Source organism: Dolichospermum sp. UHCC 0315A, from assembly GCF_008121535.1.
Taxonomy (GTDB): domain Bacteria; phylum Cyanobacteriota; class Cyanobacteriia; order Cyanobacteriales; family Nostocaceae; genus Dolichospermum; species Dolichospermum lemmermannii.
On the sequence record NZ_CP043056.1, the window covers coordinates 1114988 to 1140902 of the forward strand.

Sequence of the window (25915 nt, forward strand, 5' to 3'; positions counted from 1 at the left end):
CAAAGAGAGTCGGTGGTAAGCCGGGTTCTGTTCTCATGCGAGGGCAGTTATCTATCTGGGATGCTTGTTACCAAACACCTCTAGCGGCTCTTTTTCAGCGGAACTGGTAAAAGACCAACCGTAGTTCCTTGCGGCCTTGCTTCCAACCGGGGTTTACCGAGCCAACGCCTCTCGACGCTGCTGGTGCGCTCTTACCGCACCTTTGCACCCTTACCAACCAATAAATTGACTGGCGGTATCTTTCTGTGGCACTATCCTCACGATCGCTCGCACTGGACGTTATCCAGCAAGTTTGGTCTTTCGGAAGCCCGGACTTTCCTCAAACCAGTCTTTATGACTAATCTGCAACTGCCTACGCCTACTCTCTCTTTCTCTAGTTTACTTTTAATTACATGAAAATCGCAAGACTCAGATAGATTACTTTTTATTCCAAGGTAAAGCGTAGGTCCAAGGGATTTTTTTAATAGTAAAAGGACAATTAATAATTGACACTGGAGGAACATTTATTCCCGGTGCAATACCGGCTCTGATTTCTGAAATTCGCAATACAAGTTGTAAGGAAAATTCTAAATTTTTTTTGCCATCTAAAAAGTCTTTATATAACTTTTTATTCCCTTTAACTCCCGCTACATTAATTAAAGGTGAGGCCGGTTTATAGACTCCTGATTCTTTATCTCTTTGAAAAACATCTTCTGCGGTGACATTTTCAGAAATTGTCTTTTTAGGAGCGATAATTGTCGGAACTTGGAATATAGCTAAATCGCGGGTTAAATCAGGAGATTTGCGAATTACTCGCCGCGACTGCTTGCTATGTTCAACCACGAAAGAACTATTATCCCAGTCAACATATATGGCAATACTATCTGATTTATTTTCAACACTCATTGATAATTCTTTTAGATCCGTTTCCACTTTATCTAGTCCATAAGTACCTGTCTTGAAGGAAATACCCACGGTGTCTTGGAGATTTTGTGCTTTTAATTGATCATCAACAGCACCTTTTTGGAAATCAACTTTTACTATATCGTCTATAGATGCAATCATGCGATTGATTGTCCAATAGACAACAAGTATATAAATCATCAAAATAATCAGATTTTGGTCGCCACTCTGCATTTTTATAACCCTGATTTTCTACCAATTTCAAAATTGTAACATAGTCTAAACTATGATTTTTATGATTTATGTGATTTATGTGATGAAGTTGTATGATGCAATTGAATGTAATTTTTACAGGTGTGACTCTAAATCATCCAAATCACAAGAATCACAAGAATCATCCAAATCATAAGAATCATAGTTCAGACGTTTTATGATTTATGTGATTTATGTGATGAAGTTGTATGATGCAATTGAATGTAATTTTTACAGGTGTGACTCTAAATCATCCAAATCACAAGAATCACAAGAATCATCCAAATCATAAGAATCATAGTTCAGACGTTTTATATTTCTTATTAGTAAGTCTTTTAAAGTTCAAACTGGTTTCACCGAAATTGATTAGTAACCCAATCTCAAGATTATATGCTTCTAAGTAGTTAATTGCTTGTGCAAAATGAACGTCTTCTAATTTAGTTACTGCTTTTATTTCAACTGAAATAACACCTTCGACCAAAAAATCTACTCGTCGTGTTCCTATTTGTTCTTTTTTGTAAAAAATTGGCATTTCAAATTCTCTTGCAAAAGAAATACCCGCCAATTGCATTTCAATTACCAATGCTCTTTGATAAATTACTTCTTGAAAACCATTACCCAATGTTTTATGCACAGTCATAGAACATCCAATGATTTTGGATGTCAGTTCCGAGTATTTATACTTTTCATTGATCATCTTTTTTTGACCCTAACTTACCCTACCTTACTTGATTATTGTCTAAACTATAATTACTTTGATTCAATGATTACCATATTAAATCATCATGATCACCAAAATCACTACAAATCATAGTTTAGACAGATGCAGGGAAAGAAAAGCAGTTCATAAATTAACTCGCGTGTTCCCAGTCGCTGAGTGATTCAGACTGTTGATTTTTAGCTTTAGTTTTCCGAACTGGTACTTTAGGAGTCCCAATATCAACAGGAGAAAAAGACTGTTTCTTTTTAGTAGACTTGCGTTCTTGTGTATTTTTCATGACTATTTTCACTTCCTGAAAATTTTTAACCACATTTACATTATCAACTTTGATTTATCAACTCCCGGATAAAAGATTCAGGTGATTATGCAGAATTCATCAATCTCTAATATTCTATTATTTAGTGGGATTTGCTACAGAAAAACCTTGTTTTTTAGGTTGGATATTTCCTAACTTTACTTGAAAGTTTATTTGGTCGTGTAGCTTGCCAGTTCTAGCTTCTAACTGCCAATTACCAGGGCGTAAATGCCAAAATATCCCATTACTTGATTGTGTAGATAAATGTTTATCATTTAGCCACCAGTCTATGGACTGATTTAATGTTCCACTAGCTTTAAATTCTAATTTTTGCTGTCCGTCTCCACCTGGATACAGCAGAAATAAATCCCCATTACGAGGAGAGATAATGCGGAAATTATCAGGATTAAAATTCAATTGTGGTTGTTTTGCTAACCATTGATCATACACAGGTGATAAATGGAAATCCGTAGATTTTTGATAAGCAATTTTATCTTTGACAGAGAAATATTCCTGAACTACGGAAGTACAGCTAGGTGTAGGTTTTAACCCTGTGGTGGCGCAGATAGGCAATTTTATCATGTCTGCTGGAGGTGGAAAATCAGCGGGGGCTTGATGTTCGTGCAGATTTAACATGATTCTATTCCACAAAGGTGCAGCCCCTGTGACACCGGAAACTTGACGCATGGGTTCACCGTTGAAATTACCTACCCACGTAGCCACAGTATAATCACTGCTAAAGCCTACAGTCCAGGTATCACGATAGTTTGAAGATGTACCAGTTTTGACAGCGACGGGAAAGGGCAAATTTAACACTGAGTCTACACCAAAAGCTGTGGATCTGGCATAGCGATCGCTTAACATATCAATAATTAATTGCCAATTATGGGAAACTAAAGATTGAGAATTGGCAATTGGAGAACTATTTAATGTAGTTACCAATGGTGTGATTTTCCCCATATTAGCCATAGTTAAATAAGCCCTAGCCAGTTCCCATAAATTCACCTCACCACTACCCAAAGTCAACCCTAAACCATAATATTCAGCATCTTGATTTAGATGTGCAAAACCCAATTCATGCAGCCGATTTAAAAAAGTTCCTACACCCACCTTTTCTAATACCTTTACCGCAGGTACATTTAAAGAATTTGCCAAAGCAATTCTGACTCTGACTGGACCAAGAAAGCTGTTAGTATAATCTGTAGGACTATATAATTTTGCCCCCGGAATTGCATAATGAGTTGGCACATCTGGCAAAATAGTATGAGGACTAATTACGCCTTTTTCTAAAGCTAATTCATACACAAATGGCTTTAAGGTAGAACCTGGTTGGCGCAAAGCTTGGACTCCATCATTTCTTCCTAATTTCACTTCATTAAAATAATCAGGCGAACCGACATAACTTAAAACCTCCCCAGAGGAGTTGTCAATTATCACCGCTGCTGCATCATGGACATTATTCGCCTTTAAAGAAGAAATTACTTGTTGTACTTGTGCTTCCACAAATTGCTGTAAAGGGCGATTTATTGTCGTGCGAATAGGTGATGATTCTGTATTATGTGTATTGTTTTTTGTTGCTAACCAAAATAAAAAATGTGGTGCAGCAATAATTCCCTGTTGCTGGGGGTTAAATATTATTTTCTCTTTATATATAAGTTCTACTTCTGCATCAGAAATATATTTTTCCTGTACCATTCTGTTTAACACATATTTCTGTCGTTGCTGTAATCTTTTTTGATGTTGATAAGGATTAAAATAAGTGGGATTATTAGGAATTGCTGCTAAAATAGAAGCTTGTGCTAAGTTTAAATCACTTGCAGGAATAGCAAAGTAAATTCGCGCCGCAGCTTCCACCCCATAAATATTTCCGCCCATGGGGAGACGATTAATATAAGCAGCTAAAATTTCATCTTTAGTCATTCCCGCAGCTAATCGCCACGATAACCAAACCTCTTTTAATTTTGCAGTCATTGTTCGCGGTGAATTATCCAACATTCTCGCCAATTGCATGGTAATTGTGGAAGCACCAGAAACAATTTTTTTATTTTCTACTCCTATTTTAATTGCCCGCAAAATCGCTTTTAAATCTAACGCCCCATGTTGATAAAAACTACCGTCTTCAGCCGCCAAAATCGCTTTGATAAATTGAGGTGAAACTTGATTTAATTTCACAACTGATGTATTTTCTTGATCACTGGTTAATACAGTTCCTAATGGTAAATTATTCCGATCTGTAAACTCTATTGCTAATTGATGCTGGGCAATATCTACACTATGAATAGGTGCAAAATAGGGGCATAATCGGACTAGAAAACATATCAATATGAAGGAGAAAATAATTTTATTTAGTTTGTAGTTGCGCTTTAGTTTCAATTTATATGATTTGATTTCACGCAGAGTCGCAGAGGCGCGAAGAGTAAGAGTTTTGAGGACATGAGTTAGTAAATTCATCACAATGTTAAGAATTGTATGGTTTATTGGGAATTGTCACACTAGATTAGTTATCTATATATCAATCCTTTTTGATTTGTGTACAGAATTTTTTATCTAACCACAGAGGCACAGAGAACACAGAGGAAGAGAGGAATGCGATGTTTACATTTTATTTAATATGAAGATCATAAAAATATTTAAGTTCCTGGTTATTGTTATTCTCGTATGCGGAATGACGGGTTGTAATTTTATTGGTATTCAATCAGGTAAGGAACAATTACCAATGGTTGAGTCTTTAATAACGCCAAAGTTACCAGATTGGATAGAACAAATCAGTCCTGTGGGAGATGCAAAACCTCTGGGGCAAATTCGTATCCGTTTTAAAGAAGCTGTAATTCCTATTGAAAGTCTTGATAGTCCCCAACAACAAAATTTATTAACTAAATTTGCCATTTGGCCTCCTTTACCGGGACAGTTTCGCTTTTTAACTCCGCGTATGGTGGGTTTTCAAGCTGATAAAGCTATACCGAAAGCGACGCGAGTTAAGGTTACTCTCAAAGCTGGTTTAGCTGATTTAAAAAATCATCGGTTAAATCAAGATTTGGCTTGGACTTTTAATACTCAATCTATTCAAATTACTAATTTACCAGGGGTTAACCCCATGGAAAAAGCGGAAGTTGAACCAATTGATTTACAACCAAAGTTGCAATTTACCTCTAATTTAGCATTGGATCTAGATTCTGTCCAAAAGCATTTACAGTTAATTCCTGAAGGTAAAACTCAAGGTGTGGGTTTTAAGGTGGAATTAGCGAAGGAAGAAACACCAGAAAATTTAGATCCTTTAGAAAAATTTGATCCTGCAACTAAAAATTGGATTTATAATCTGATTCCTCAGCAAAATCTGGAAAAAGCCACACCTTACCGTTTAACTTTTTCTCCTGGTATTCTTCCTGCTAATGGTAATTTACCAAGTCAAAAAGAATTTGTCAGTAAATTAGCGACTTATTCACCTTTGGGATTTGTGGGAATTAAACCCTATGGAGAACCAGATTCAGGTGGAACTTATGGCAGATTTATTAAAGGTAGTCCCCAGTTAGAATTTAATAATCTTTTATTAGCAGATTCCGTTAAGGAAAATATTAAAATTAAGCCAACACCAAAAAATATTGATGGTGTATTGCAAATTTCTGGAGAAGATAGAATTGTCAGCATTAATCCTTATGCTTTAGAACCAGCTACTACTTATACAATTAATATTGAGAAAAATCTCAAAGATAAATTTGGACAAACTTTAGGTAAACCACTCACAATTAAATATGATACTGGTGATATAGCTGGGAATATTTCTGTACCCTCAGATTTAAATATTTTCCCCACAGATAAAGATCTACAAATTAATATTGATACTATTAATTTACCAGAATCAAAATATCAAGCAGCTTATCGTATTGTTAAGCCAACAGATTTAGTTTATACAAATACTGCTAATGATTTATTACCCGAACCTGCTAAATGGCAAGATTTCACAATTAATGGTAAGCAAAATCAATCCTTAACTATCAATGTTCCCCTCAAAGAAAAATTAGGGACTACTCAAGGAATGTTAGCTTATGGAGTGCAAGCACGAACTCATAAATATCAAGAAGACGGTAAACAATTGTGGAGAGAACCAACAACTTATGGAATGGTACAATTAACCAATTTAGGTATCTTTTCTCAATGGTTTCCAGAATCCGGTTTAATTCGGGTTCATTATCTTAGTAATGGTTCACCAGTTAAAGCGGCAAATATTGAAGTTTATCAATCAAAATTAGCGGATAAATCTCGTCCTCAACCTGTACCATGTGCAACTGGGAAAACTGATGAAAAGGGAATTTTTATCATTGAAAATAATCAATTAATCCAATGTTATCCCAAATTAAAATCTAGTTTACCACAATTATTAGTAATTGCTAGTGAAAATCAAGATTGGGCATTTACTAGAAATGAAGAATATAGTGGTGCTTATGGTTATGGAATTGATGCTGGTTGGGAAGCTGATAAACCAGAATCACGAGGCATAATTTTTTCTGATAGAAAGTTATATCAACCCGGAGAAAAAGCGGCTTTTACTGCTTTTGCAGATTATTTAGAAAAAGGTAAAGTTCAGGAAGATAAAAATGCAGTTTATCAATTAACTTTAGTCAATACTACTGGGAAAAATACAGATTTAGGCACAAAAACAACTAATGAATTTAGTACATTTTCTTTAGAGTTACCGATTCCCACAAATCAGCCTTTAGGATTTTATACTATTAAAGCAAAAGGTAACAAGGGACAAGAAATTTCTGGAGAGTTTCGAGTAGCAGAATTTAAACCACCAAATTTTAAAGTTTATTTACAGCTAAATAAAAAATATGCGGTAATTGATGACAAAATTGATGTGCAAGTAGGAAGTAATTATTTATTTGGTTCCCCAGTGGAAGGAGGAGAAGCTAAATATTTTGTCACTCGTCAACAGGCTAATTTTATCCCTAAAGGTTGGGAGGAATTTAGTTTTGGGAGACAATGGTTTTGTCCAGAAGAAAGTCCCAATGTTCCTAATGATGTTTTACAAACTAACACTAAATTAGATGCTAATGGGAAAAGTAATCAAACTTTAACTGTAGCTAAAGATTTACCCTACCCCATGACTTACCGGGTAGACGTGCAAATTAGTGATGTTTCTAATTTATCGGTTGCTAATTCCCAAACTTTTACTGCTTTACCCAGTGACCGAATCATTGGTTTAAAAAGTAATTTTGTCGCTGACGCTGGTAAAGATTTTCCTGTAGAATTTATTGTCACTGACCCAACGGGAAAACCTCTAGAAAATCAAAGGATACATCTGGAATTACAACAGATGAAATATAGCAGCGTTACTAAAATTGTTGAAGGTAGTAAAACTCCACAAAATCAAGTTGAATATCAGACAGTTGGGAAAACAGATATTACATCTGGGAATACTCCCCAAACAGTCAATTTGAAACCTACCATATCAGGTTCATATCGGATTCGCGCTAATTTTAGTGATAATAAAGATGAAATTACAGCCACAGATTTACAAATTTGGGTGACAGGAGAAAATCAAGTATTTTGGGGTGGAGAAGAAAAAGATAAGTTGTCAGTTAAATTAAATAAAAAAGAGTTTAAACCTGGAGACACAGCAACAGCTTTAATTCAATCTCCCTACCCAGAAGGAGAATTATATTTTGCAGTCATTAAAGATAAACCTCTCTATCAACAAGTTATCAAAATTAAAGGAGGTACGCCCCAAATTCAGTTTCCAATTACGCCAGAAATGTTACCTAATGCAGCAGTACAAGCGGTGTTAGTTAGACAAGGTAAACCACTTAATCAAATAGAACTGGGAAGTTTAGAAAATTTAGCCCGAATTGGTTTTGCAGATTTTAAAGTTAACCTAGCAGATAAATATTTAAAGGTACAAATTAACCCAGTTGAAAAATCTTTAGAACCGGGAAGAGAAGCAAATGTAGAACTGGAATTAAAAGATGATCAAGGAAAACCCACCAAAGGACAATTTACTGTCATGGTGGTGAATGAAGCCATATTACAATTAACTGGTTATCGTCCGCCAAATTTGGTAGATACTGTTTATGCAGAACAACCAATTTCTACCCGATTTAGTGATAATCGTCGTCATGTTAAATTAGCCCCATTACCGACAAGTTTACCCAAAGGTTGGGGTTATGGTGGTGGCTTCTCCAATGCTTTAGCAAATACTCGGATTCGTGAAGATTTTCAAGCTTTAGCTTATTACAATGGTTCGGTAATTAGTGATGAAAATGGTAAGGCGAAAATCACCTTTAAATTACCCGATAATTTAACAACTTGGCGGATAATGGTAGTGGCTACAGATGGAAATTTGCGGTTTGGCAATGGTGACGCAACATTTATCACCACAAAGCCATTAATAACTAATGCTATTCTGCCACAATTTGCCCGCACAGGCGATCGCATTTTGGCAGGTTTATCCGTCACTAATACCACCACAAACACCGGAAATTTGAATATTAAAGGTGAACTTAGCGGTTCTCTCAACTTCGCAGAAAATAATCCCAAAACCACCACATTACAACCAAAAGCCGAGTCAGCAACCCAAGCTTATCGCTTCCCCATGATAGCGGGTAATGTGGGAGAAGGTAAACTCACATTTACCACCCAATTAAATAATATTGCTGATGCTTTTACTGTCCCTTTGGAAATTAAACCTTTAGAAATTACTGAACAAGTTGTAGAAACTGGTGTTAGTGAAAAACAGGTAAAAATTCCCCTAAATATTAATAAAAATACCTGCCGCGAAGCCGGAGGTTTAGATATTCAATTAGCCAGTACCTTAATTCCAGAAATTACAGCACCTGCAAAACAAGTTTTAGAAAATAATAATTTACCATTTGCAGAACCAGCCGCAAGTCAATTATTAATTGCGGCAAATCTGCAAACCCTCACCCAAAAATATAATCAAACCTTTGCAGAATTTAATCCTCAAGCACAAGCAAAATTAGCAATTGCACAATTACAAAAATTGCAAATAGCAGATGGTGGTTTTGCAGCATTTCCAGGACAACAAAAATCAGATCCTTGGGTTTCTAGTTATGCAACAGAATCTTTAGTTAAAGCTAATCAAATTTTTCCTGATTTGGTTGATAGTAAAATCATCTCTACTCTGAAAACTTATCTGCAAAATGTTCTTGCAAATCCTGGACAATATGACTTTTGTAAACAGAAACTTTGTAAATCTAAATTGCAACTAAATTCTTTAATTGCCTTAGCACAATTAGGAGATAAACGCAATAGTTTTCTGTCAGATATTTATCAACAACGTGATGATTTTGATCTAGTTACTCAAATCAAATTAGCCAGATATCTATATCAATTTCCTGAATGGCAAAATCAAGCGCAAATTATGCGTGTGCAATTCCAAAAGAATATTTATGAAACTGGACGTACCGCAGTTGTAAACTTACCTCAAAGTTGGAGTTGGATGAGTTCAAATACTGTCACCCAAGCCCAAGCTTTACGGTTATTTATTGACCAAAAAACCAACCCAGAAATCATTGATAAATTACTGCAAAGTCTTCTTAATTTACGCAGAGATGGCACATGGGAATCTAGTTATAATAACGCCCAAGCCCTCACAGCTTTAGTTGCATATAGTCAACTTCAACCCACACCACCTAATTTTATGACTACGGTAAAATTAGCAAATCAGAAATTAGCAGAAACCCGTTTTAATGGCTATCAAAATCCCAACTTGCAAATAAATGTTCCCATGAATAAATTACCCCAAGGTAATCGTGATTTATGGTTACAAAAATCTGGAAGAGGCAGATTACATTATTTAGTTGCTTACAAATATCGGTTACAAGGAAATCAACCAGGAAGATTTAACGGGTTACGAGTAACGCGAGAAATTAGTAAAGTCAATGAAGAGAAAGTTATTCAAAAAACTGGAATGTATGCTTTTGATAAACATTTAACTTTACAACCTGGACAAGTCTTTGATATTGGGTTAGAAATAATTACAGATCATCCTGTAGATCATGTAGTCATTAAAGACCCCTTACCCGCAGGTTTTGAAGCTGTAGATGATAGTTTTCAAACAGCGACACCAGCATTACAAGCAAAAGCCGATAATTGGCAATTAGGATATAAAACAATCCATAAAGATCGAATTATTTCCTATGCAAATCATCTCGAACCGGGAGTTTATAGTTTACATTATTTAGTTCGTTCTGTGACTCCAGGAACATTTATTTGGCCTGGTGCGGAAGTTCATCTTCAATATGCACCAGAAGAATTTGGACGAAGTGCAGATTCTACTTTAATATTGGCAGAAAAAAAGTGATAATTTGAGCGCGGGCAGAAAGAAAGCAAAGATATAAGACCCCTCAACTCCTATCAATGGCATAGAGTTGTAAATTTTGCTAAGAGGGTGTTTGAAAAGTTATGGTTGATGTATCAAATATTTTTTACCCCACCCTAACCCTCCCCTTGTAAAGGGGAGGGAACTGGATTTTTATTGTTTCCCCCCTTTACAAGGGGGGACTAAGGGGGGTAGCAATGTGATGAAAATTACGGAATACCACTTTTCAAACATCCTCTAAGATTAATAATGCCAAACTCAAAAATCCTTAGTAGCATATATAGTAACTAAATCTGAATTCCTATTCGCTGATAACTACACTGCCATGAAAATAAATACTACTGTACTACTAACCTTAATTTTGTTAACCCTCATGTTGGGTGCTGGTTCTGCAAGTGGTTTTTTGGGCTTTACCTTGGGAAGTATGGCACTTAAAGGTGTCACTACACCAGATGGTCGTCCTGCGACTAAATTTAACAGCAGCAAAGCCAATAACCCCCAACAGGAAAGTGAAGCTTTCTTAAAAGAAGAAGATATTCTCAAAGTCGTGAAATCACGAATTAGCGACCAAAAAAAGGGTAATAAACCAGACAAATCAGAAGAAGAAGAAATTAAAATTACCCAGCCGCAGCCACAGGAAAAATCCGCAGCACCAGAAACTTCTCAACCAGGATTTCCTATAACTGCTGAAAGTGAAGGTGTAACTATGTCTGTAAAATCTATCCGCTATTCGGGTGGTGATTTACTACTAAAAGTGAATATGCAGAATAAAGGTGGTGATTCTGTGCGGTTTCTCTATAGTTTTTTAGATATTACCGACGATAAAGGCAGAACTTTGAGTGCAATTACAGAAGGTTTACCAGCAGAATTGCCCGCAAAAGGTGCGGAATTTAAAGGTACAATTAGCATTCCCACAGCTTTACTTGATGATGTCAAACAGATATCTCTATCTTTGACTGATTATCCTGCTCAAAAACTCAAGTTACAATTATCTGATATTCCTGTAGAAAAAGGGAATTAAGATTCCATTTTGGACTTTAATTTCGCTCAGTCGCAGGATTTTAGATGGTATTTTCTTACACTAATGTCAAATTTGACATCACCTTAGACAGTGAGTGCTTTTTCTACTTTAAGTTGGACAGACGTGGGGCTGCGGTTGTGTAGTGTGCTAGTGCTAATTGCTATCAATGCCTTTTTTGTGACGGCAGAGTTTGCAATGGTGACAGTGCGGCGAACTCGGATTCAACAGTTAGTACAAGCGGGTGATTTCCGAGCGATGTCCGTGGAAACACTACAGCGTAGTATTGATAGATTACTATCTACAGCCCAACTAGGTATCACCCTTTCTAGTCTGGCACTGGGTTGGATTGGCGAAAGTACAATTGCTGTATTGGTAGAAAAATGGCTCAATTCCTGGCCGTTACCTTTCAGAATTAATTATCTACTAGCTCATTCTTTATCAGTCCCCATGGCCTTTTTTGCCATTGCTTACCTACAAATCGTCTTAGGCGAATTGTGTCCAAAATCAGTAGCAATGTTGTATTCAGAACATCTAGCTAGGCTTTTAGGTCCATCAGTTAAATCAATAGTCCGTTTTTTTAGTCCCTTTATTTGGGTTCTCAACCACTCAACTTATTGGCTATTACGATTATTTGGGATTGAATACACGGGACAAAGTTGGCGGCCTCCAGTCACACCAGAAGAATTACAATTAATTATCTCCACAGAACGAGAATCTACAGGTTTAGAAAATGCAGAACGAGAACTCTTAAATAACGTCTTTGAATTCGGAGATATTACGGCTGAAGACATCATGATTCCCCGAACTAGCATTATTGCTTTACCCATAACCGCCAGTTTTCAGGGATTACTTGAGGAAATAGCATCTACTGGTCACTCTCGTTATCCGATCATTGGCGAATCTTTAGACGACATTCGCGGTATAGTTTACTTTCAAGATTTAGCACAACCCTTGGCTTTAGGAAAAATCACACCAGAAACACAAATCCAACAGTGGATGCGTTCGCCCCGATTTGTGCCAGAACAAACCCTATTAAGTGAACTTTTGCCAATGATGCAGCAAGAGAAACCCTCTATGGTAATGGTAGTCAATGAATTTGGGGGAACTGTCGGACTGGTGACTACTCAAGACATTATTGCTGAAATTATCGGTCATTCCGGTGAACTTGATAGCATTAATGATTTGCTGATCCAAATGGTAGACCAACAGACATTTTTAGTGCAAGCTCAAATCAATCTAGAAGAAGTTAATCAAGTCTTACATCTTAATTTACCTTTAACTAGAGAATATCTGACTTTGGGCGGATTTTTACTTTATCAATGCCAAAAAATCCCCAAGAAAGGGGAAATCTTTAATTATGATCATCTTGAATTTACGGTGATCTCAATTATTGGTCCGCGTCTTCACCAAATCCAAATTAAGATTTTAGATTCTTAATCTTAAATGCTCAATAATTGAGGAACTAAGGCTTTTAAAGCATTACCACGATGACTAATTGATTTTTTTAAATCCGTCGTCATTTGGGCAAAAGTCAATTGTTTCTCTGGTACATAAAAAACCGGATCATAACCAAAACCACCATCTCCAGAAGGTGCAAACAAAATTTCACCGTGACAAATACCCTCAGATTGAATCACTATTTCTCCTTGAGGATTTGCAACTGCGATCGCACACACAAATTGAGCTTGACGATTTTCCTGATCACCTAATTCTCTTAATAACCTCTCAATCCTTTCTGTATCCGTGTTCCCATAACGAGCAGAATACACCCCCGGCGCACCATTGAGAGCATCTACCTTTAAACCAGAATCATCAGCGATCGCCCAATTACCTGTAACTTTGGCAATTTCCGAGGCTTTCAGACCAGCATTTTCCGCAAAAGTTTCTCCCGTTTCTTCCACATCCAAATCTTCCGGTTTTAAAGCTAATTCCCACCCAGAATCAGCTAAATAAGCTTGCATTTCCCGCAATTTACCGGGGTTTCCTGTCGCTACTACTAGTAATTTATTCATTGGTTATTAGTCAGTTGTTAGTAGGGGCGAAGCATTTGGAAGATAAATTATCGGTCATTGCCAAAAATAGTCCTCCAAATGCTTCGCCCGTACAGTTGTTAGTTGTTAATAAAAAGGTAATCACCAAATTCCGAGATTTTTTATTCTAAATTTTCCGATAAATTGACTTTTTTATATAATTGCTTCAAAGATAATTCTACATTAATTGATGACAAATTTATCAGAGCATCTTCAGTTTCATACTCTGTCAAAATCCATTGATTTTCCGAAGTTTTCACATACTGCATCACATAATATTTAGTTTGGTCAATTAAAATATATTCTTTAAATTCAGGAATTGAGCGATAATAAAGAAACTTATCACCACGGTCATAATCTTTTGTTGATTTAGATAAAACTTCCACAATTAACACAGGATTAGTAACTATTGTGGTATTTGTGCTGTAATAAATAGGCTGACCTTCAATTACCATCACATCAGGATAAGTAAATTCCCGATAGCGTGGTATCCACAATTTCACATCACCAATATAAATTTCATAGTCCAAATCATTTAACGCCACATTCAAGCCAGTTGCTAAATTTAACGCCAGTTTATTATGATTTGTTGTTCCACCAGTCATAGATATAATTTCTCCATCTCGATATTCATTCTTATAATCAGCTTTTTCCTCTAATTCTAAATATTCTTCTGGAGTATAGTAAGCTGTAACTACTTTGATTTCTTGGGTAGTAGTTTGTAGTTTCATCGTTCTATTTAGTAATAGTTACTAATTGAATTTTACTTGATTTTGAATAGTGTAAATTTCTGACAAAGACCACATATAACCAGTAGTCCTGAATCTTTCCAAAGTTTCCAAATATAGCATATTTTGGGCAAATGAGGTACAAATTTTCATCATAAAGCTTTGCACCTCAAGCGTTTTACCGCTGACAGCTTCGGTAATTACTGACGGGATTTCTTCTTGGAAACCTTTAATACAGGTAAAGCATCAGCCGAAGACTGAGGAGGTAAATAATATTGAGCAACAGGCTCTTCTGGTAAAGCCGGACGTTGCTGCATTCGCCATAATTTAAAGACGAGAGCTATTCCAACTGTTCCTAAACCAAAGATGAAAAGTGACCAACTATCATCCAAACCACCAATGAGAGCATCTATTGTTCCCGCTGTTATCAATGCGCTAATGATAGGTTCTTTGCGGTAGGCTGACTTTAAAAAACGAGGTAATACAGCATTCATCACAGCTTACTTAGTTCCACTTAGAGTTTTTGTATAAACTTACTCAGAATATCCTAACTACAATTTGTCTATTTGATTAGAGGCAAATAATAGCACAAATAATTGTAATTTCCTTTGCCGAAAAAGGGAGTACGGTAATTAACACCCTAGAAGTAATTGCTTTGAGGATCATCACAATTATTTCCATTGTACTAGTAGTTCGTCAAATTTATTTTGACGGGTAATGATCGGAAAAAACTTCTGTTTTTCCCTCCCCTACTCCCCTGCCCCTCTTCTCCCCCTGCTTGCCTTTACCCGTCATTTTTGGATTGACAGACTACTAGGACTGACGCACGAAATTAATTTAGCGAAACAGACTGTGAGGACAAAAATCAACTGAAAACTAATGTAGAGACATTCCATGGAACATCTCTACACCTAAATTCATGCTTTATTAAACTATGCCACGCAAGTTATCAGTAACGCCAGATTAGAAGTCTACTTCAAACCGAGCCATGCAATTACACCTTGATTGGTAGCATATTCGATTATCACCATTAAAACAAAGCCAATCATAGCCGCTCTGCCATTTAAACGCTCGGCATATTCATTAAAACCAAACTTAGGTTGTTCTAATTTAGGGGTAATAGTTGGTTGTTGTTGTGTCATAATCAGTGATTCCTTTCTTGATAATTGGCAAACAAAAATTTACAGGGATTTTTCAAGTAAATTGTCGGGGATGGTCGTCGGTACTTAACAATTTTTAATTATTCTTTATCTATTGTAAGAAACCTGGCGAATTAGTCAAGGTGTAGCGTGAGGGAGACTAAAAAATTTTGGATTTTGAATTACTGAATACGGAAATAATCAGCTAGGTACTGGCACGCTAAAGTGAAACAATAAAATATAAGAGGTTATCAATGGAAATTGGTGTTCCCAAGGAAACTAAAGATCAAGAATTTCGGGTAGGTTTAAGTCCTTCCAGTGTTCGGGTATTACGAGAAAATGGTAATAATATTTTTGTAGAAAGTGAAGCTGGTACGGTTGCGGGATTTACTGATGAAGACTACCGTAATGCTGGAGCAGAAATTGTAGATAAAGCCGATGCTGCTTGGAATCGGGAGTTAGTTGTTAAGGTAAAAGAGCCTTTAGTAAGCGAGTATAAATTTTTGCAGAAAGGACAATTGTTATTTACTTATTTACATTTAGCTGCAAATCGTCAACTAACAGAACATTTAATTGATTGTGGCACTTGTGCGATCGCTTATGAAACCGTAGAACAACCAGGAGCAAATAAACTCCCCTTACTCACCCCCATGAGTATTGTTGCTGGTCGGTTAGCCGTACAATTTGGCGCAAGATTCCTAGAAAGTCAACAAGGAGGAAGAGGCGTACTTTTAGGAGGTATCCCCGGAGTCAAAGCCGGTAAAGTCGTGATTTTAGGTGGTGGTGTAGTCGGTACAGAAGCCGCAAAAATCGCCGTCGGTATGGGTGCAATGGTGCAAATATTAGATGTCAACGTGGAACGCCTATCTTACCTAGAAACCCTCTTTGGTTCGAGAGTAGAACTACTTTACAGCAATTCCGCCCATATTGAAGCCGCAGTTAAAGATGCAGATTTACTGATTGGTGCAGTTTTAATTCCTGGTAAAAAAGCCCCCATTCTAGTATCTCGTGCATTAGTTAAACAAATGCGTCCTGGTTCAGTGATTGTAGATGTCGCTGTAGACCAAGGTGGTTGCGTGGAAACATTACACCCCACATCTCACACCAAACCAGTATACATTGATGAGGGAGTAGTGCATTATGGAGTTCCTAATATGCCAGGAGCAGTGCCTTGGACATCCACACAAGCCCTCAACAACAGCACCTTACCCTATACTGTCCAGTTAGCAAACCTGGGACTTAAAGCTTTAGACATTAACCCAGCCTTAGCAAAAGGTTTAAACGTCCAAAATCATCGGCTTGTACATTCTGCTGTCCAAGAAGTCTTCCCCGATTTAGTTGAGTAAATCAAGTACATATATATAACCAATATGGGCGGAAGTCAATCCGCCCTCTTCCTTTGCGTCTTTGCTCCTTTGTATCTTTGCGCGAAACAAAAATTATTTCACCATAGATAAAATAATCCCCACCAGCGAACCAAGAATTAGCACGATACCGCTGAGAGAACTAATTGCAAAACCAGGACCGCGTTTTTCAGCAGCTTGATAATATCCCCAAGCATAAGCAATTCTTCCTACTATCCAAGCTGCACCGAGAGCAGAACCCCAAATAGGACTAACGTAAATAGAAAACAACCATAAAGCCGGAATAAATAAAGCTAGTTGTTCCAAGGTATTTTGTTGTACCCTTAGCACTCTTTCAAAATCGAGGTTTCCTGTAGTTTGCGGTACGGGGACTTGATATTTAGCTCTGGCTATACCAACATTAATTGTGACTACAAAATATAGTATAAGTGCGGAAACAGTTACTAAACTAGGATAAGGAGACATAAACTTGAGTAAAATGGGAAAATAACGTTATTTACAAAATATTATAGGTGACAGGTGATTAAGTGACAGGTGAGAATTTAATCAATTACCAACCAGCAATGATAGAAACATTAGAACCATTAATTGAATTAAGAGGTATTTCTAAAACTTTTGGCAATAACAAAGTTTTAGATAATGTGGATTTAAAGATATATCGAGGCCAAGCATTAGGGATTATTGGACCATCGGGAACTGGTAAATCAACGGTTTTGCGGATTATAGCCGGATTATTAAAACCCGATGAGGGAGAAATTTATATTCAAGGGGTACAACGAAAAGGTTTAATAGAAGATGCTGCTGACCCTGTGGGGATTGGGATGGTATTTCAGCAAGCGGCCTTATTCGACTCCTTGACAGTCGAAGAGAACATTGGATTTCTACTTTATCAACATTCTCGATTAAAGCGATCGCATATTCGGGAATTAGTCAATCAAAAACTAGAATTGGTAGGACTAGCAGATATTAGTCACCTTTACCCGTCAGAACTTTCTGGAGGAATGCGAAAAAGAGTCAGTTTTGCCCGTGCTATTATGTCCAATCCTCAACGTCCTACAGATAGTCCAGAGGTTTTATTATACGATGAACCTACAGCCGGATTAGATCCCATTGCCTCAACGGTAATTGAGGACTTAATCCGTGACTTACAACATACACAAGGAGTCTGTAGTACCTACTCCATTGTGACTCACCAAGATAGTACAATTCGGCGGACATCGGATCAAATAGTCTTTCTTTATCAAGGAAAAGTGCAATGGCAAGGTACAGTAGTTGCCTTAGATCACACAGAAAATCCCTTAATTAGACAATTTATGAGTGGAAGTGTACATGGACCCATTCAAGTAGCTGGTTAAGTACCAAATCAAATAAAATTGCTGAGTTTAACGCTATCAGTGGAGGAATAAATGCGAGGTCTAATTAGCAGCTTCACATCTGCACGTACATGGAGAGAAGGTTCTGTAGGATTGTTGCTCCTGCTAGGGTTAGGCGCATTTGGAGTAATTTTACTGTGGTTGAATAGAATCTCCCCCGGCCAAACTTCTTATCAAGCAACCATCGAATTTGCTAACGCGGGGGGAATGCAAAAGGGTTCAGCAGTGCGTTTTCGGGGTGTGAAAGTGGGGACTATCACCAATGTTAAACCCGGCTCAAATGCGATTGATGTCGAAATTCAAATTAACTCCCCTGATTTAATAATTCCCAGTAATTCGATCATTGAAGCCAATCAAAGTGGATTAATTAGCGAAAATATTATTGACATTACACCAAAAGGAGATTTACCTGGGAAGATAGCTGCTAAACCCCTAGATAAAGACTGTAATTCCAGCCTAATTATTTGTAATGGTTCTCGCTTAAAAGGTGAAATTGGCATCAGTGTTGATGAACTGATGCGACAATCAACTATTTTTGCGGCTCAGTACAGTAGTGAAAAGTTCTATAAAAATGTGAATCGTACGTTAGAAACCTCGGCTAATGCTGCTGCTAATATCGCTGATTTGACGAAGGATTTGCAAGGTTTGAGCAAAACCTTCAAAGGACAAATAGGTGTATTTTCAGATACAGCAGCTACATTACAACGTTCGACAGTCCAATTAACTGCAACCACAACCAAAACAGCGAATCAATTAGGCGCAACATCTAAAGACTTTAGTACGACAGCCAAACAAGCAAGTCGCTTACTAACAAATTTAGATAATCTCATCACTACTAATCGTTCTTCTTTAGTTGGTACTTTGAATAGTATGACGGAAACCAGTAACCAACTTAGGCAAACAATTACCAGTTTATCACCGGCAATTAACCGCTTAACCCAAGGAAAATTATTAAATAACCTAGAAACCCTATCTGCAAATGCAGCCGAAGCTTCTGCGAATTTAAAAGATGCTTCTAAAACTTTAAATGATCCAAAAAACATTGTTTTACTGCAACAAACTTTAGATGCAGCTAGAGCAACATTTGAAAATACCCAAAAAATTACCGCTGATTTAGATGAATTAACAGGCGATCCTAAGTTCCGTCAAAATATGCTGCGATTGGTAAATGGTCTGAGTAAATTAGTTTCTTCTAGCAAAGACATCCAGGAAAAAACCAAGGTAGCTGTAACTCTAGATTCTCTCAAAGCTGATGCTAATCGCCCAAAGGTAGTAATTACCGCACCCGTTCCTCAAAAACAAGTATTAGTGATAAATCCGCAACCCAAAATAGTGGAGAAGGTGGAAACAACCTCCCAACCAGTCCCAGAACCACCCAATTTATCCCAAGAACAACTCCTCCAGCAACTCCGAGATTATCGAGAACAGGGAAAATCACAACCAACAACTGACAACTGACAACTGTACGGGCGAAGCATTTGGAGAACTATTTTTGGCAATGACCGATAATTTATCTTCCAAATGCTTTGCCCCTACTGACAACTAACAACTGACTAATTCCAATCCTGCTCGTCTTTTTTGCCCTGACTTTTGTAAATTCCGCCGATATCATGGATTTGACGGGTTTTTGCAAATAGTTCAGTTTCCGTTAAACCCCAGCGTTGCAAAACTTTATCTAAGTTGCTTTGGATGTCCCGCGCTCCCGGAAAACCTTGATAGCGAATTTTTAGTCTAGCCAATTCTGATAAATTGTAATCGGTTGCGTCTTGAGCGAGTAAAATATCAATAAGGGGGCGATCGCGGTTGTAGAGTGGATGTTGTTGGTCTTTACCGCCGGAAATTTCTGTCACAATTAATACCTGTACGAAGTTAGCAATCCATCAACAACTCAAGATGAAAAATCTCGACCATTGCTAATTATCTACCATTATCTAGTGAGTCAGTAACCCAGACCTAAAGGGACTGGGCTTGCAAGAGTAATCAAGCAAGCCGTGCTGACCAGACCACCCTGAGCGTAGTCGAAGGGTAGCCGTTATTTGAGTCACGACACCCCGGAATGCGTTCGCGCCAGCGTGCCGTCAGGCATAGCTAGTTCCCTGCCCTGTCATTTGCAATTAAACAGTTTTAAGGTCACTGAAACAGTGTTGCAAGTCTAAAAAGCTCTTATAACTGGTCGAAGCTAACATTACCCCAGAAATGGGAGGCTCTTTGGAGCAAAACATTATGCGTACAGAGTTGGGAAATTTGAATCGGTAATTGTCCCGTTGAAAGTACACCACAAAAGTACCCCGAATTTCCTAACTCCAAGGCGGTAATGAAACTTACCGGGTATTCTTATGACGGCAACTACGCCTTGTCACTTACGGCTCTCACTACTGCCATTCAGCTTAAAATAAAGATACATTATCTTTAAGAAAATACAAGAAACTTTAGATGAGGGTGAAATAATATCTCACCCAAAGTCCAAGCAGCACGAGGGAAAGAACCCGCTATGTTTGAACACTTCACTTCCGAAGCCATTAGGGTAATTATGTTAGCCCAGGAGGAAGCACGACGACTGGGACACAACTTTGTAGGAACAGAACAAATTCTCCTGGGTCTAATGGGAGAAGGAACAGGTGTTGCTGCTAAGGTGCTGGCTGAGTTGGGTGTTACCCTGAAAGAAGCCCGTCGGGAAGTAGAAAAAATAATTGGCCGGGGTTCTGGGTTTGTCCCACCGGAAATTCCTTTTACCCCGAAAGTAAAAAGCCTGTTTGAGCAATCTTTCCGAGAAGCTCACGGTCTTGGACATAATTACATAAACACTGAACACTTATTATTAGGTTTAACTGAGGCTGGTGAAGGAGTCGCCGCCAAAGTATTACAAAATCTAGGAGTGGATTTACCAGTTATCCGTTCCGCTGTGATGAGCCGATTGGGTGAAGATACAGCGGTTGTCACTGGTGGTAGAAGTAATTCCCAGCGCAATCAAAATTTATCCATAGAGGCGTTTGGCAGAAATCTCACCAAACTGGCTCAGGATGGCAGGCTAGACCCGGTAGTTGGTCGCCAGAAGGAAATTGAAAGAACTGTGCAAATTCTCGGTCGGAGAACCAAAAATAACCCGGTTTTGATTGGAGAACCAGGGGTTGGTAAAACAGCGATCGCTGAAGGTTTAGCGCAACGTATTATCAATCAAGATGTCCCTGAAATTTTACTTGATAAGCAAGTAATTAGTTTGGATATGGGGTCTGTGGTAGCGGGAACTCGTTTCCGGGGTGATTTTGAGGAACGCCTCAAAAAAATCATGGAGGAAGTCCGCAGCGCCGGAAACATCATCTTAGTGATTGATGAAATTCATACCTTAGTGGGTGCAGGTGGCACAGAAGGCGGTTTGGATGCAGCTAATATCCTGAAACCGGCTTTAGCACGGGGTGAACTCCAGTGCATTGGTGCTACTACCTTAGATGAATATCGTCAGCACATCGAGCGTGATGCGGCTCTAGAGCGGCGTTTCCAGCCAATTTTGGTGGGAGAACCATCGGTAGCCGAAACTATTGATATTCTCTATGGTTTACGCGGTGCTTATGAACAGCATCATAGAGTCAATATTACTGATGAAGCAGTAGTTGCGGCGGCTGAATTGGCAGATCGTTATATTAGCGATCGCTTTCTACCCGACAAAGCCATTGACTTGATTGATGAAGCTGGTTCTCGCGTGCGTTTACGTCACTCGCACATTGCGAATAACAAAGAACTCAAACGGGAATTAACCACCGCTACCAAAGCCAAATCGGAAGCCATTAGAGTTCAAGATTTTAGCAAAGCTGGTAAATTGCGGATACAAGAATTAGAACTACAAACCAGACTTGATTTAGAAGAAAATCAGGAAACTGTCAACGCTCCCCTTGTCAACGAAGAAGACATTGCTCAAATCGTCGCTTCTTGGACTGGTGTTCCCGTGAACAAACTGACTGAATCTGAATCAGAGTTGCTTTTACATCTTGAAGATACCTTACATACAAGATTGATCGGACAAGAACAAGCAGTTACATCGGTTTCTCGCGCTATTCGTCGCGCTCGTGTCGGCTTAAAGAGTCCTAATCGTCCCATTGCTAGTTTTATCTTTTCTGGTCCGACTGGTGTAGGTAAAACTGAATTAGCTAAAGCTTTAGCTTCTTACTTCTTCGGGGATGAAGAATCAATGGTGCGTTTAGATATGTCCGAATACATGGAAAGCCACAACGTTTCCAAGTTGATTGGTTCACCTCCTGGTTATGTAGGATACGATGAAGGCGGACAATTAACGGAAGCTGTACGGCGCAAACCTTACACAGTGTTGCTATTCGACGAAATCGAAAAAGCGCATCCCGATGTATTCAATATGCTGCTGCAAATCTTGGATGACGGTCATCTTACGGATGCGAAAGGTCGGAAAGTAGACTTCAAGAATACATTAATTATCTTGACTTCTAATATTGGTTCTAAGGTAATTGAAAAAGGTGGTAGCAGCTTAGGGTTTGAATTCGATAATGCAGCAGAAGCTAGTTATCATCGGATTCGTAACTTGGTTAACGAAGAACTCAAAGCATATTTCCGTCCCGAATTCCTCAACCGTGTTGATGATATTATCGTCTTCACTCAACTCAACAAAGATGAAGTCAAGCAAATTGCTGAAATCATGCTGCGTGATGTTGGTAGTCGTCTCAAAGAGAAGAATATCACTTTAGAAGTGACGGAAGCTTTTAAAGAGAAGATTGTCCAAGAAGGCTATGATCCTAGCTACGGTGCTAGACCATTACGCCGCGCTATTGTGCGTCTGTTGGAAGATTCTTTGGTTGAAGCGATCTTATCTGGAGAAATTGCAGATAGAGATAAGGCTATTGTGGATGTAGATGATGATGGCCAGGTAAAGGTCAGAAAATCGGAAACCCGTGAGTTGTTATTAACTAATGTTGGTTAATTACGGATTTCTACAATGTCGGTAATTTATTTGGTGGGTGACTTTATTGTTAACCCACCTTTTTTTATGGGTTTTTTATAGAAGAATATGGATTAAACATTCCTCAAGAAGGATTAAGGACTATTTGTTTTTGTCCATTTATGATTACCAAATGTACAGCCGGAAACATCCGAAATACCCACCTCATTGTCGGTTTATTTGTGATTTTATTGACTTGATTTCTAATACCATCATCGAATTTAGCTAATTCTTGTCTAATTCTCTTCCTAGTTTGTCGTCATTTAGATGTGATGGTAATACTTCTGACTCCTCCTATAATTATTCATCTTGCAACAAGGATACAAGCCTATCTAAGGTTTGTGACAATTGAGTGATTTGTTCCATAGAATCCTTCTGAGAATCAGCCAAACTTTGAACAGCGTCACATAAAGCAAAAATCTGATATCCTTGCTGCTGTACTTGTTTTCCTTGAGCCTCTATTTGTAGACTCAGAGCATCTACTCTGTGAGCAAGACGTTCAATTGTCTCAGTTGTCGAGAGTACAGCGTCTCCAATCTGTTCAACAATAGATTCTAGACGACTGATTCTTGTTTCTATTCCAGTTGCAATCATTTCTGGCCTGCTCCAATCTTGAGAAGAAATCATCACAGTAATATTCCTAAATATTCATTCCATAGTTTCATAATCAGCATTATTAATAAATAAAGTAATTTGTCATCAATCCTCTTAGTTTTGACTTTTGACTTTTGACTTTTGACTTCCGCCAAGCGGTACTAATCCCTATTCCCTAGTTCCTACGTTAAATTACAAAAGAAGGGAACAGGGAACAGATAAGAAACTTTAGTTGCACCAGTTTAAAGCTTCTGTCAAAAAAAGATGTTTTTAAAAGATGCGTAGCCCGAAAAAACAGTGTCATTATTTCAATCTCATGTTTTTAAACATGAGTTTTTCCTGTTAGAAAGTTGCCCGTTCCCTGTTCCCTCTGAAAAAAATTAATCCATTTTGGTTCAATGTAATAGTTCTTCTACTTGGTGTTGATGCCACAAATTTTGATAAAGTCCAGGCTGTTCTACCAGTTCTGAGTGATGACCAGTCTGGACGATTTTCCCCTGTTCCATGACCAAAATTCGGTCAGATGTGGCAGCAGCAGCAAGTTGGTGGGTAATGAAAATTACGGTTTTTCTTTTTGTCCCTGTAGCCAGATTGGTGAGGATTTGTGTAGCAGTTTGATTGTCTACACTGGATAGGGCATCATCCAACAGCAAGATGGGGGCATCAATTAACATTGCTCTTGCTAAAGCTGTGCGTTGTCTTTGTCCACCAGAAAGGGTAATTCCTCGCTCACCCACTAGGGTTTCATACTGTTGGGGGAAATTCTGAATTTCTGCGTCAATTTGCGCCATTTTGGCGGCGTAAACTACGTCTTCTGCGGCGGATACGGGATCACCATAACGGATATTATTTTTGACGGTGGTACTGAATAAAAAGCTATCTTGTGGTACGTAGGCGATCGCTCCGCGTAAATCACTCACAGCTAGTTTTGTCACATCCAACCCATCTAAAAACAACTGTCCTGGCTGAATATCCAATAATCTGGGGAAAGCATTCGCTAAGGTTGATTTTCCTGAACCAACCGGACCAACAATAGCGACTACTTCCCCAGGAGCAATCCTAAAATTAAGATGTTCTAGAACTGGGGTATTTACGCCGGGGTAGGTGTAACTAAAGTTTACTGCTGTCAGTTCCCCTTTGAGTTTGTTAACCTCCAGATGAATACTATCTGGTGTGTCTTGAATTTTGGGAGTCACACTGAGAATAGTTTCTAAACGGTCAATACTGACTTCACCCCGTTGGTAAGCAGTAATGGTGAATCCTAATAAAGCGGTAGGGAAAATTAATCGCTCTACATAAATTAGCAAAGCCAGAAAATCACCAATGGCAAGAGTTCCAGAGGATATTCTGGCTGTACCTAACCAAATAATAATCAAAGAACTGAGACTTGCTAACCCACCAATGAGCGGAAATAGGGTGTTGCGCGTTTTAGCTAGTTTGAGGTTAGCGGTTAATAGCTGTTCATTTTTCTGACTAAATGCTTGACGCTCATTGTCTTCTTGGGCGTAGATTTTAATCAGCGCCATACCGCTCATATCTTCCCGTACCAGTTCACTAATTTCTGCAAGTTGTTCTTGGACGGCGGTTTGTTCATTACGCAAGCGATCGCTAAAAAAATGCACCATCAGAAACATGAACGGGTACACTGCTAATGATGCCAATGTCAGTTCCACACTCAGAGACAACATCACTGGTAATGTCAGAGTATAGGCAAAAAAAGTATTTGCCAAACTTAATACAGCAAAACCTACCAACCGTCGAATATTATCTACATCACTGGTAGCGCGACTAATTAAATCCCCAGGAGTATTAACTGTAAAATAAGCAGGTTCTAATTGCAGTAAATGTTGAAAAATCCGCTGTTTGAGGTCAAATTCCACCTGTCTTCCCACACCAAATATCCAAATCCGAGAAGCCATTCGCATCATCCACATAGCGGAACTAAGTAGGGCGATAAGGACTACATAATGGATGATTTGGCGAAAACTAAAACTCTTAGATAGAGTATCTACCCCTGAACGAATTAACAAAGGAATATATACACCCAGCCCATTGACAACTAATAAAGCAATAATACCGAAGACGGTTTCGCGCCAATAGGGGCGTAAATAAGCAGCGATTTTATCAAGTCTGTGTGATTTGGCCATGCCATTCCTTCTAATCCCAAAATAATGTAGTGTTTCGTAGTCAAAAATAGGAATAAGCATCTTTGCTGTGG

General features: G+C 38.2%; 20 protein-coding genes and 1 other RNA gene. 8 read left to right on the plus strand and 13 right to left on the minus strand.

Features of this window, described 5'->3' with window-relative positions; all coding sequences use genetic code 11:
- Window position 1 precedes the first annotated feature (1 nt).
- The 5 genes from rnpB to pbpC form a co-directional block, all read right to left on the minus strand.
- An RNA gene (gene rnpB, locus BMF77_RS05160) (RNase P RNA component class A) lies at window positions 2-365 on the minus strand.
- A 52-nt stretch (window positions 366-417) separates the two neighbouring features.
- Window positions 418-1116, minus strand: coding sequence for a hypothetical protein (locus BMF77_RS05165; protein WP_148761166.1), 699 nt, complete (start codon window positions 1114-1116; stop codon window positions 418-420).
- Window positions 1117-1429: 313 nt separating this feature from the next.
- Window positions 1430-1831, minus strand: a complete 402-nt coding sequence (locus BMF77_RS05170; RefSeq protein WP_027401813.1) for a GxxExxY protein — start codon at window positions 1829-1831, stop codon at window positions 1430-1432.
- 154 nt (window positions 1832-1985) lie between these two features.
- Entirely contained in the window at window positions 1986-2132 is a 147-nt protein-coding gene (locus BMF77_RS26535; protein WP_015083478.1) for a hypothetical protein, read from the minus strand.
- 117 nt (window positions 2133-2249) lie between these two features.
- Window positions 2250-4601, minus strand: coding sequence for a penicillin-binding protein 1C (gene pbpC, locus BMF77_RS05175; protein WP_148766816.1), 2352 nt, complete (start codon window positions 4599-4601; stop codon window positions 2250-2252).
- Between the two features lie 160 nt (window positions 4602-4761).
- On the opposite strand from pbpC, the gene BMF77_RS05180 reads away from it, so the two are divergent.
- The 3 genes from BMF77_RS05180 (at window position 4762) to BMF77_RS05190 (ending at window position 12946) form a co-directional block, all read left to right on the plus strand.
- Complete coding sequence (locus BMF77_RS05180) at window positions 4762-10470, plus strand: alpha-2-macroglobulin (RefSeq protein WP_148761168.1); 5709 nt, start codon at window positions 4762-4764, stop codon at window positions 10468-10470.
- A gap of 343 nt (window positions 10471-10813) precedes the next feature.
- Entirely contained in the window at window positions 10814-11509 is a 696-nt protein-coding gene (locus BMF77_RS05185) for a hypothetical protein (protein ID WP_015083481.1), read from the plus strand.
- A 90-nt stretch (window positions 11510-11599) separates the two neighbouring features.
- Complete coding sequence (locus tag BMF77_RS05190) at window positions 11600-12946, plus strand: hemolysin family protein (RefSeq protein WP_148761170.1); 1347 nt, start codon at window positions 11600-11602, stop codon at window positions 12944-12946.
- Between the two features lie 2 nt (window positions 12947-12948).
- Here BMF77_RS05190 and rdgB read toward each other — a convergent pair whose 3' ends face one another.
- Window positions 12949-13521 carry an RdgB/HAM1 family non-canonical purine NTP pyrophosphatase gene (gene rdgB, locus BMF77_RS05195; RefSeq protein ID WP_148761172.1) on the minus strand — a complete coding sequence of 191 codons (573 nt, stop codon included), beginning with the start codon at window positions 13519-13521 and terminating at the stop codon, window positions 12949-12951.
- A gap of 14 nt (window positions 13522-13535) precedes the next feature.
- Here rdgB and BMF77_RS28560 point away from each other — a divergent pair, with 14 nt between their 5' ends.
- Window positions 13536-13670, plus strand: coding sequence for a hypothetical protein (locus BMF77_RS28560; RefSeq protein WP_256370335.1), 135 nt, complete (start codon window positions 13536-13538; stop codon window positions 13668-13670).
- On the opposite strand, the gene BMF77_RS05200 is transcribed toward BMF77_RS28560, so the two are convergent.
- From BMF77_RS05200 to BMF77_RS05210, 3 genes are all read right to left on the minus strand, one after another.
- Window positions 13662-14270 carry a Uma2 family endonuclease gene (locus BMF77_RS05200; protein ID WP_148761174.1) on the minus strand — a complete coding sequence of 203 codons (609 nt, stop codon included), beginning with the start codon at window positions 14268-14270 and terminating at the stop codon, window positions 13662-13664. The two genes, BMF77_RS28560 and BMF77_RS05200, sit on opposite strands and share 9 nt — an antisense overlap.
- Before the next feature lie 197 nt (window positions 14271-14467).
- The gene (locus tag BMF77_RS05205) at window positions 14468-14761 is read right to left on the minus strand and encodes a hypothetical protein (RefSeq protein ID WP_148761176.1); all 294 of its coding nucleotides are present in this window, start codon (window positions 14759-14761) and stop codon (window positions 14468-14470) included.
- A 477-nt stretch (window positions 14762-15238) separates the two neighbouring features.
- The gene (locus BMF77_RS05210; RefSeq protein WP_015083487.1) at window positions 15239-15409 is read right to left on the minus strand and encodes a chlorophyll a/b-binding protein; all 171 of its coding nucleotides are present in this window, start codon (window positions 15407-15409) and stop codon (window positions 15239-15241) included.
- A 251-nt stretch (window positions 15410-15660) separates the two neighbouring features.
- Between BMF77_RS05210 and ald the strand changes: the two genes are divergently transcribed.
- Window positions 15661-16752: an alanine dehydrogenase gene (gene ald / locus BMF77_RS05215; protein ID WP_148761178.1), complete on the plus strand. Its 1092-nt coding sequence runs from the start codon at window positions 15661-15663 to the stop codon at window positions 16750-16752.
- A gap of 93 nt (window positions 16753-16845) precedes the next feature.
- Here ald and BMF77_RS05220 read toward each other — a convergent pair whose 3' ends face one another.
- A complete protein-coding gene (locus BMF77_RS05220; protein WP_015083489.1) occupies window positions 16846-17235 on the minus strand; it encodes an MAPEG family protein in 390 nt (129 codons plus the stop codon).
- A 98-nt stretch (window positions 17236-17333) separates the two neighbouring features.
- On the opposite strand from BMF77_RS05220, the gene BMF77_RS05225 reads away from it, so the two are divergent.
- Window positions 17334-18125 (plus strand): ABC transporter ATP-binding protein, encoded by a 792-nt coding sequence (locus BMF77_RS05225; protein WP_148761179.1) that lies wholly within the window; start codon window positions 17334-17336, stop codon window positions 18123-18125.
- A gap of 51 nt (window positions 18126-18176) precedes the next feature.
- Window positions 18177-19601, plus strand: coding sequence for an MlaD family protein (locus tag BMF77_RS05230; RefSeq protein WP_148761181.1), 1425 nt, complete (start codon window positions 18177-18179; stop codon window positions 19599-19601).
- A gap of 95 nt (window positions 19602-19696) precedes the next feature.
- On the opposite strand, the gene BMF77_RS05235 is transcribed toward BMF77_RS05230, so the two are convergent.
- A complete protein-coding gene (locus BMF77_RS05235; RefSeq protein WP_015083492.1) occupies window positions 19697-19993 on the minus strand; it encodes a DUF3288 family protein in 297 nt (98 codons plus the stop codon).
- A gap of 641 nt (window positions 19994-20634) precedes the next feature.
- Here BMF77_RS05235 and BMF77_RS05240 point away from each other — a divergent pair.
- Window positions 20635-23085 (plus strand): ATP-dependent Clp protease ATP-binding subunit, encoded by a 2451-nt coding sequence (locus BMF77_RS05240; protein WP_148761183.1) that lies wholly within the window; start codon window positions 20635-20637, stop codon window positions 23083-23085.
- 318 nt (window positions 23086-23403) lie between these two features.
- On the opposite strand, the gene BMF77_RS05245 is transcribed toward BMF77_RS05240, so the two are convergent.
- Both BMF77_RS05245 and BMF77_RS05250 read right to left on the minus strand, forming a co-directional pair.
- Window positions 23404-23697, minus strand: coding sequence for a hypothetical protein (locus BMF77_RS05245; RefSeq protein WP_210422354.1), 294 nt, complete (start codon window positions 23695-23697; stop codon window positions 23404-23406).
- Window positions 23698-24092: 395 nt separating this feature from the next.
- Window positions 24093-25844, minus strand: a complete 1752-nt coding sequence (locus BMF77_RS05250) for an ABC transporter ATP-binding protein (protein WP_148766820.1) — start codon at window positions 25842-25844, stop codon at window positions 24093-24095.
- Window positions 25845-25915 lie beyond the last annotated feature (71 nt).

Excerpts from the sequence above, each read along its gene's own strand:
- BMF77_RS05165 (WP_148761166.1), bottom strand. The coding sequence starts at position 1,116 with ATGCAGAGTGGCGACCAAAATCTGATTATTTTGATGATTTATATACTT.
- BMF77_RS05170 (WP_027401813.1), bottom strand. The coding sequence starts at position 1,831 with ATGATCAATGAAAAGTATAAATACTCGGAACTGACATCCAAAATCATT.
- BMF77_RS26535 (WP_015083478.1), bottom strand. The coding sequence starts at position 2,132 with ATGAAAAATACACAAGAACGCAAGTCTACTAAAAAGAAACAGTCTTTT.
- pbpC (WP_148766816.1), bottom strand. The coding sequence starts at position 4,601 with ATGAATTTACTAACTCATGTCCTCAAAACTCTTACTCTTCGCGCCTCT.
- BMF77_RS05180 (WP_148761168.1), top strand. The coding sequence starts at position 4,762 with ATGAAGATCATAAAAATATTTAAGTTCCTGGTTATTGTTATTCTCGTA.
- BMF77_RS05185 (WP_015083481.1), top strand. The coding sequence starts at position 10,814 with ATGAAAATAAATACTACTGTACTACTAACCTTAATTTTGTTAACCCTC.
- rdgB (WP_148761172.1), bottom strand. The coding sequence starts at position 13,521 with ATGAATAAATTACTAGTAGTAGCGACAGGAAACCCCGGTAAATTGCGG.
- BMF77_RS05200 (WP_148761174.1), bottom strand. The coding sequence starts at position 14,270 with ATGAAACTACAAACTACTACCCAAGAAATCAAAGTAGTTACAGCTTAC.
- BMF77_RS05205 (WP_148761176.1), bottom strand. The coding sequence starts at position 14,761 with ATGAATGCTGTATTACCTCGTTTTTTAAAGTCAGCCTACCGCAAAGAA.
- BMF77_RS05210 (WP_015083487.1), bottom strand. The coding sequence starts at position 15,409 with ATGACACAACAACAACCAACTATTACCCCTAAATTAGAACAACCTAAG.
- ald (WP_148761178.1), top strand. The coding sequence starts at position 15,661 with ATGGAAATTGGTGTTCCCAAGGAAACTAAAGATCAAGAATTTCGGGTA.
- BMF77_RS05220 (WP_015083489.1), bottom strand. The coding sequence starts at position 17,235 with ATGTCTCCTTATCCTAGTTTAGTAACTGTTTCCGCACTTATACTATAT.
- BMF77_RS05225 (WP_148761179.1), top strand. The coding sequence starts at position 17,334 with ATGATAGAAACATTAGAACCATTAATTGAATTAAGAGGTATTTCTAAA.
- BMF77_RS05230 (WP_148761181.1), top strand. The coding sequence starts at position 18,177 with ATGCGAGGTCTAATTAGCAGCTTCACATCTGCACGTACATGGAGAGAA.
- BMF77_RS05240 (WP_148761183.1), top strand. The coding sequence starts at position 20,635 with ATGTTTGAACACTTCACTTCCGAAGCCATTAGGGTAATTATGTTAGCC.
- BMF77_RS05245 (WP_210422354.1), bottom strand. The coding sequence starts at position 23,697 with ATGATTGCAACTGGAATAGAAACAAGAATCAGTCGTCTAGAATCTATT.
- BMF77_RS05250 (WP_148766820.1), bottom strand. The coding sequence starts at position 25,844 with ATGGCCAAATCACACAGACTTGATAAAATCGCTGCTTATTTACGCCCC.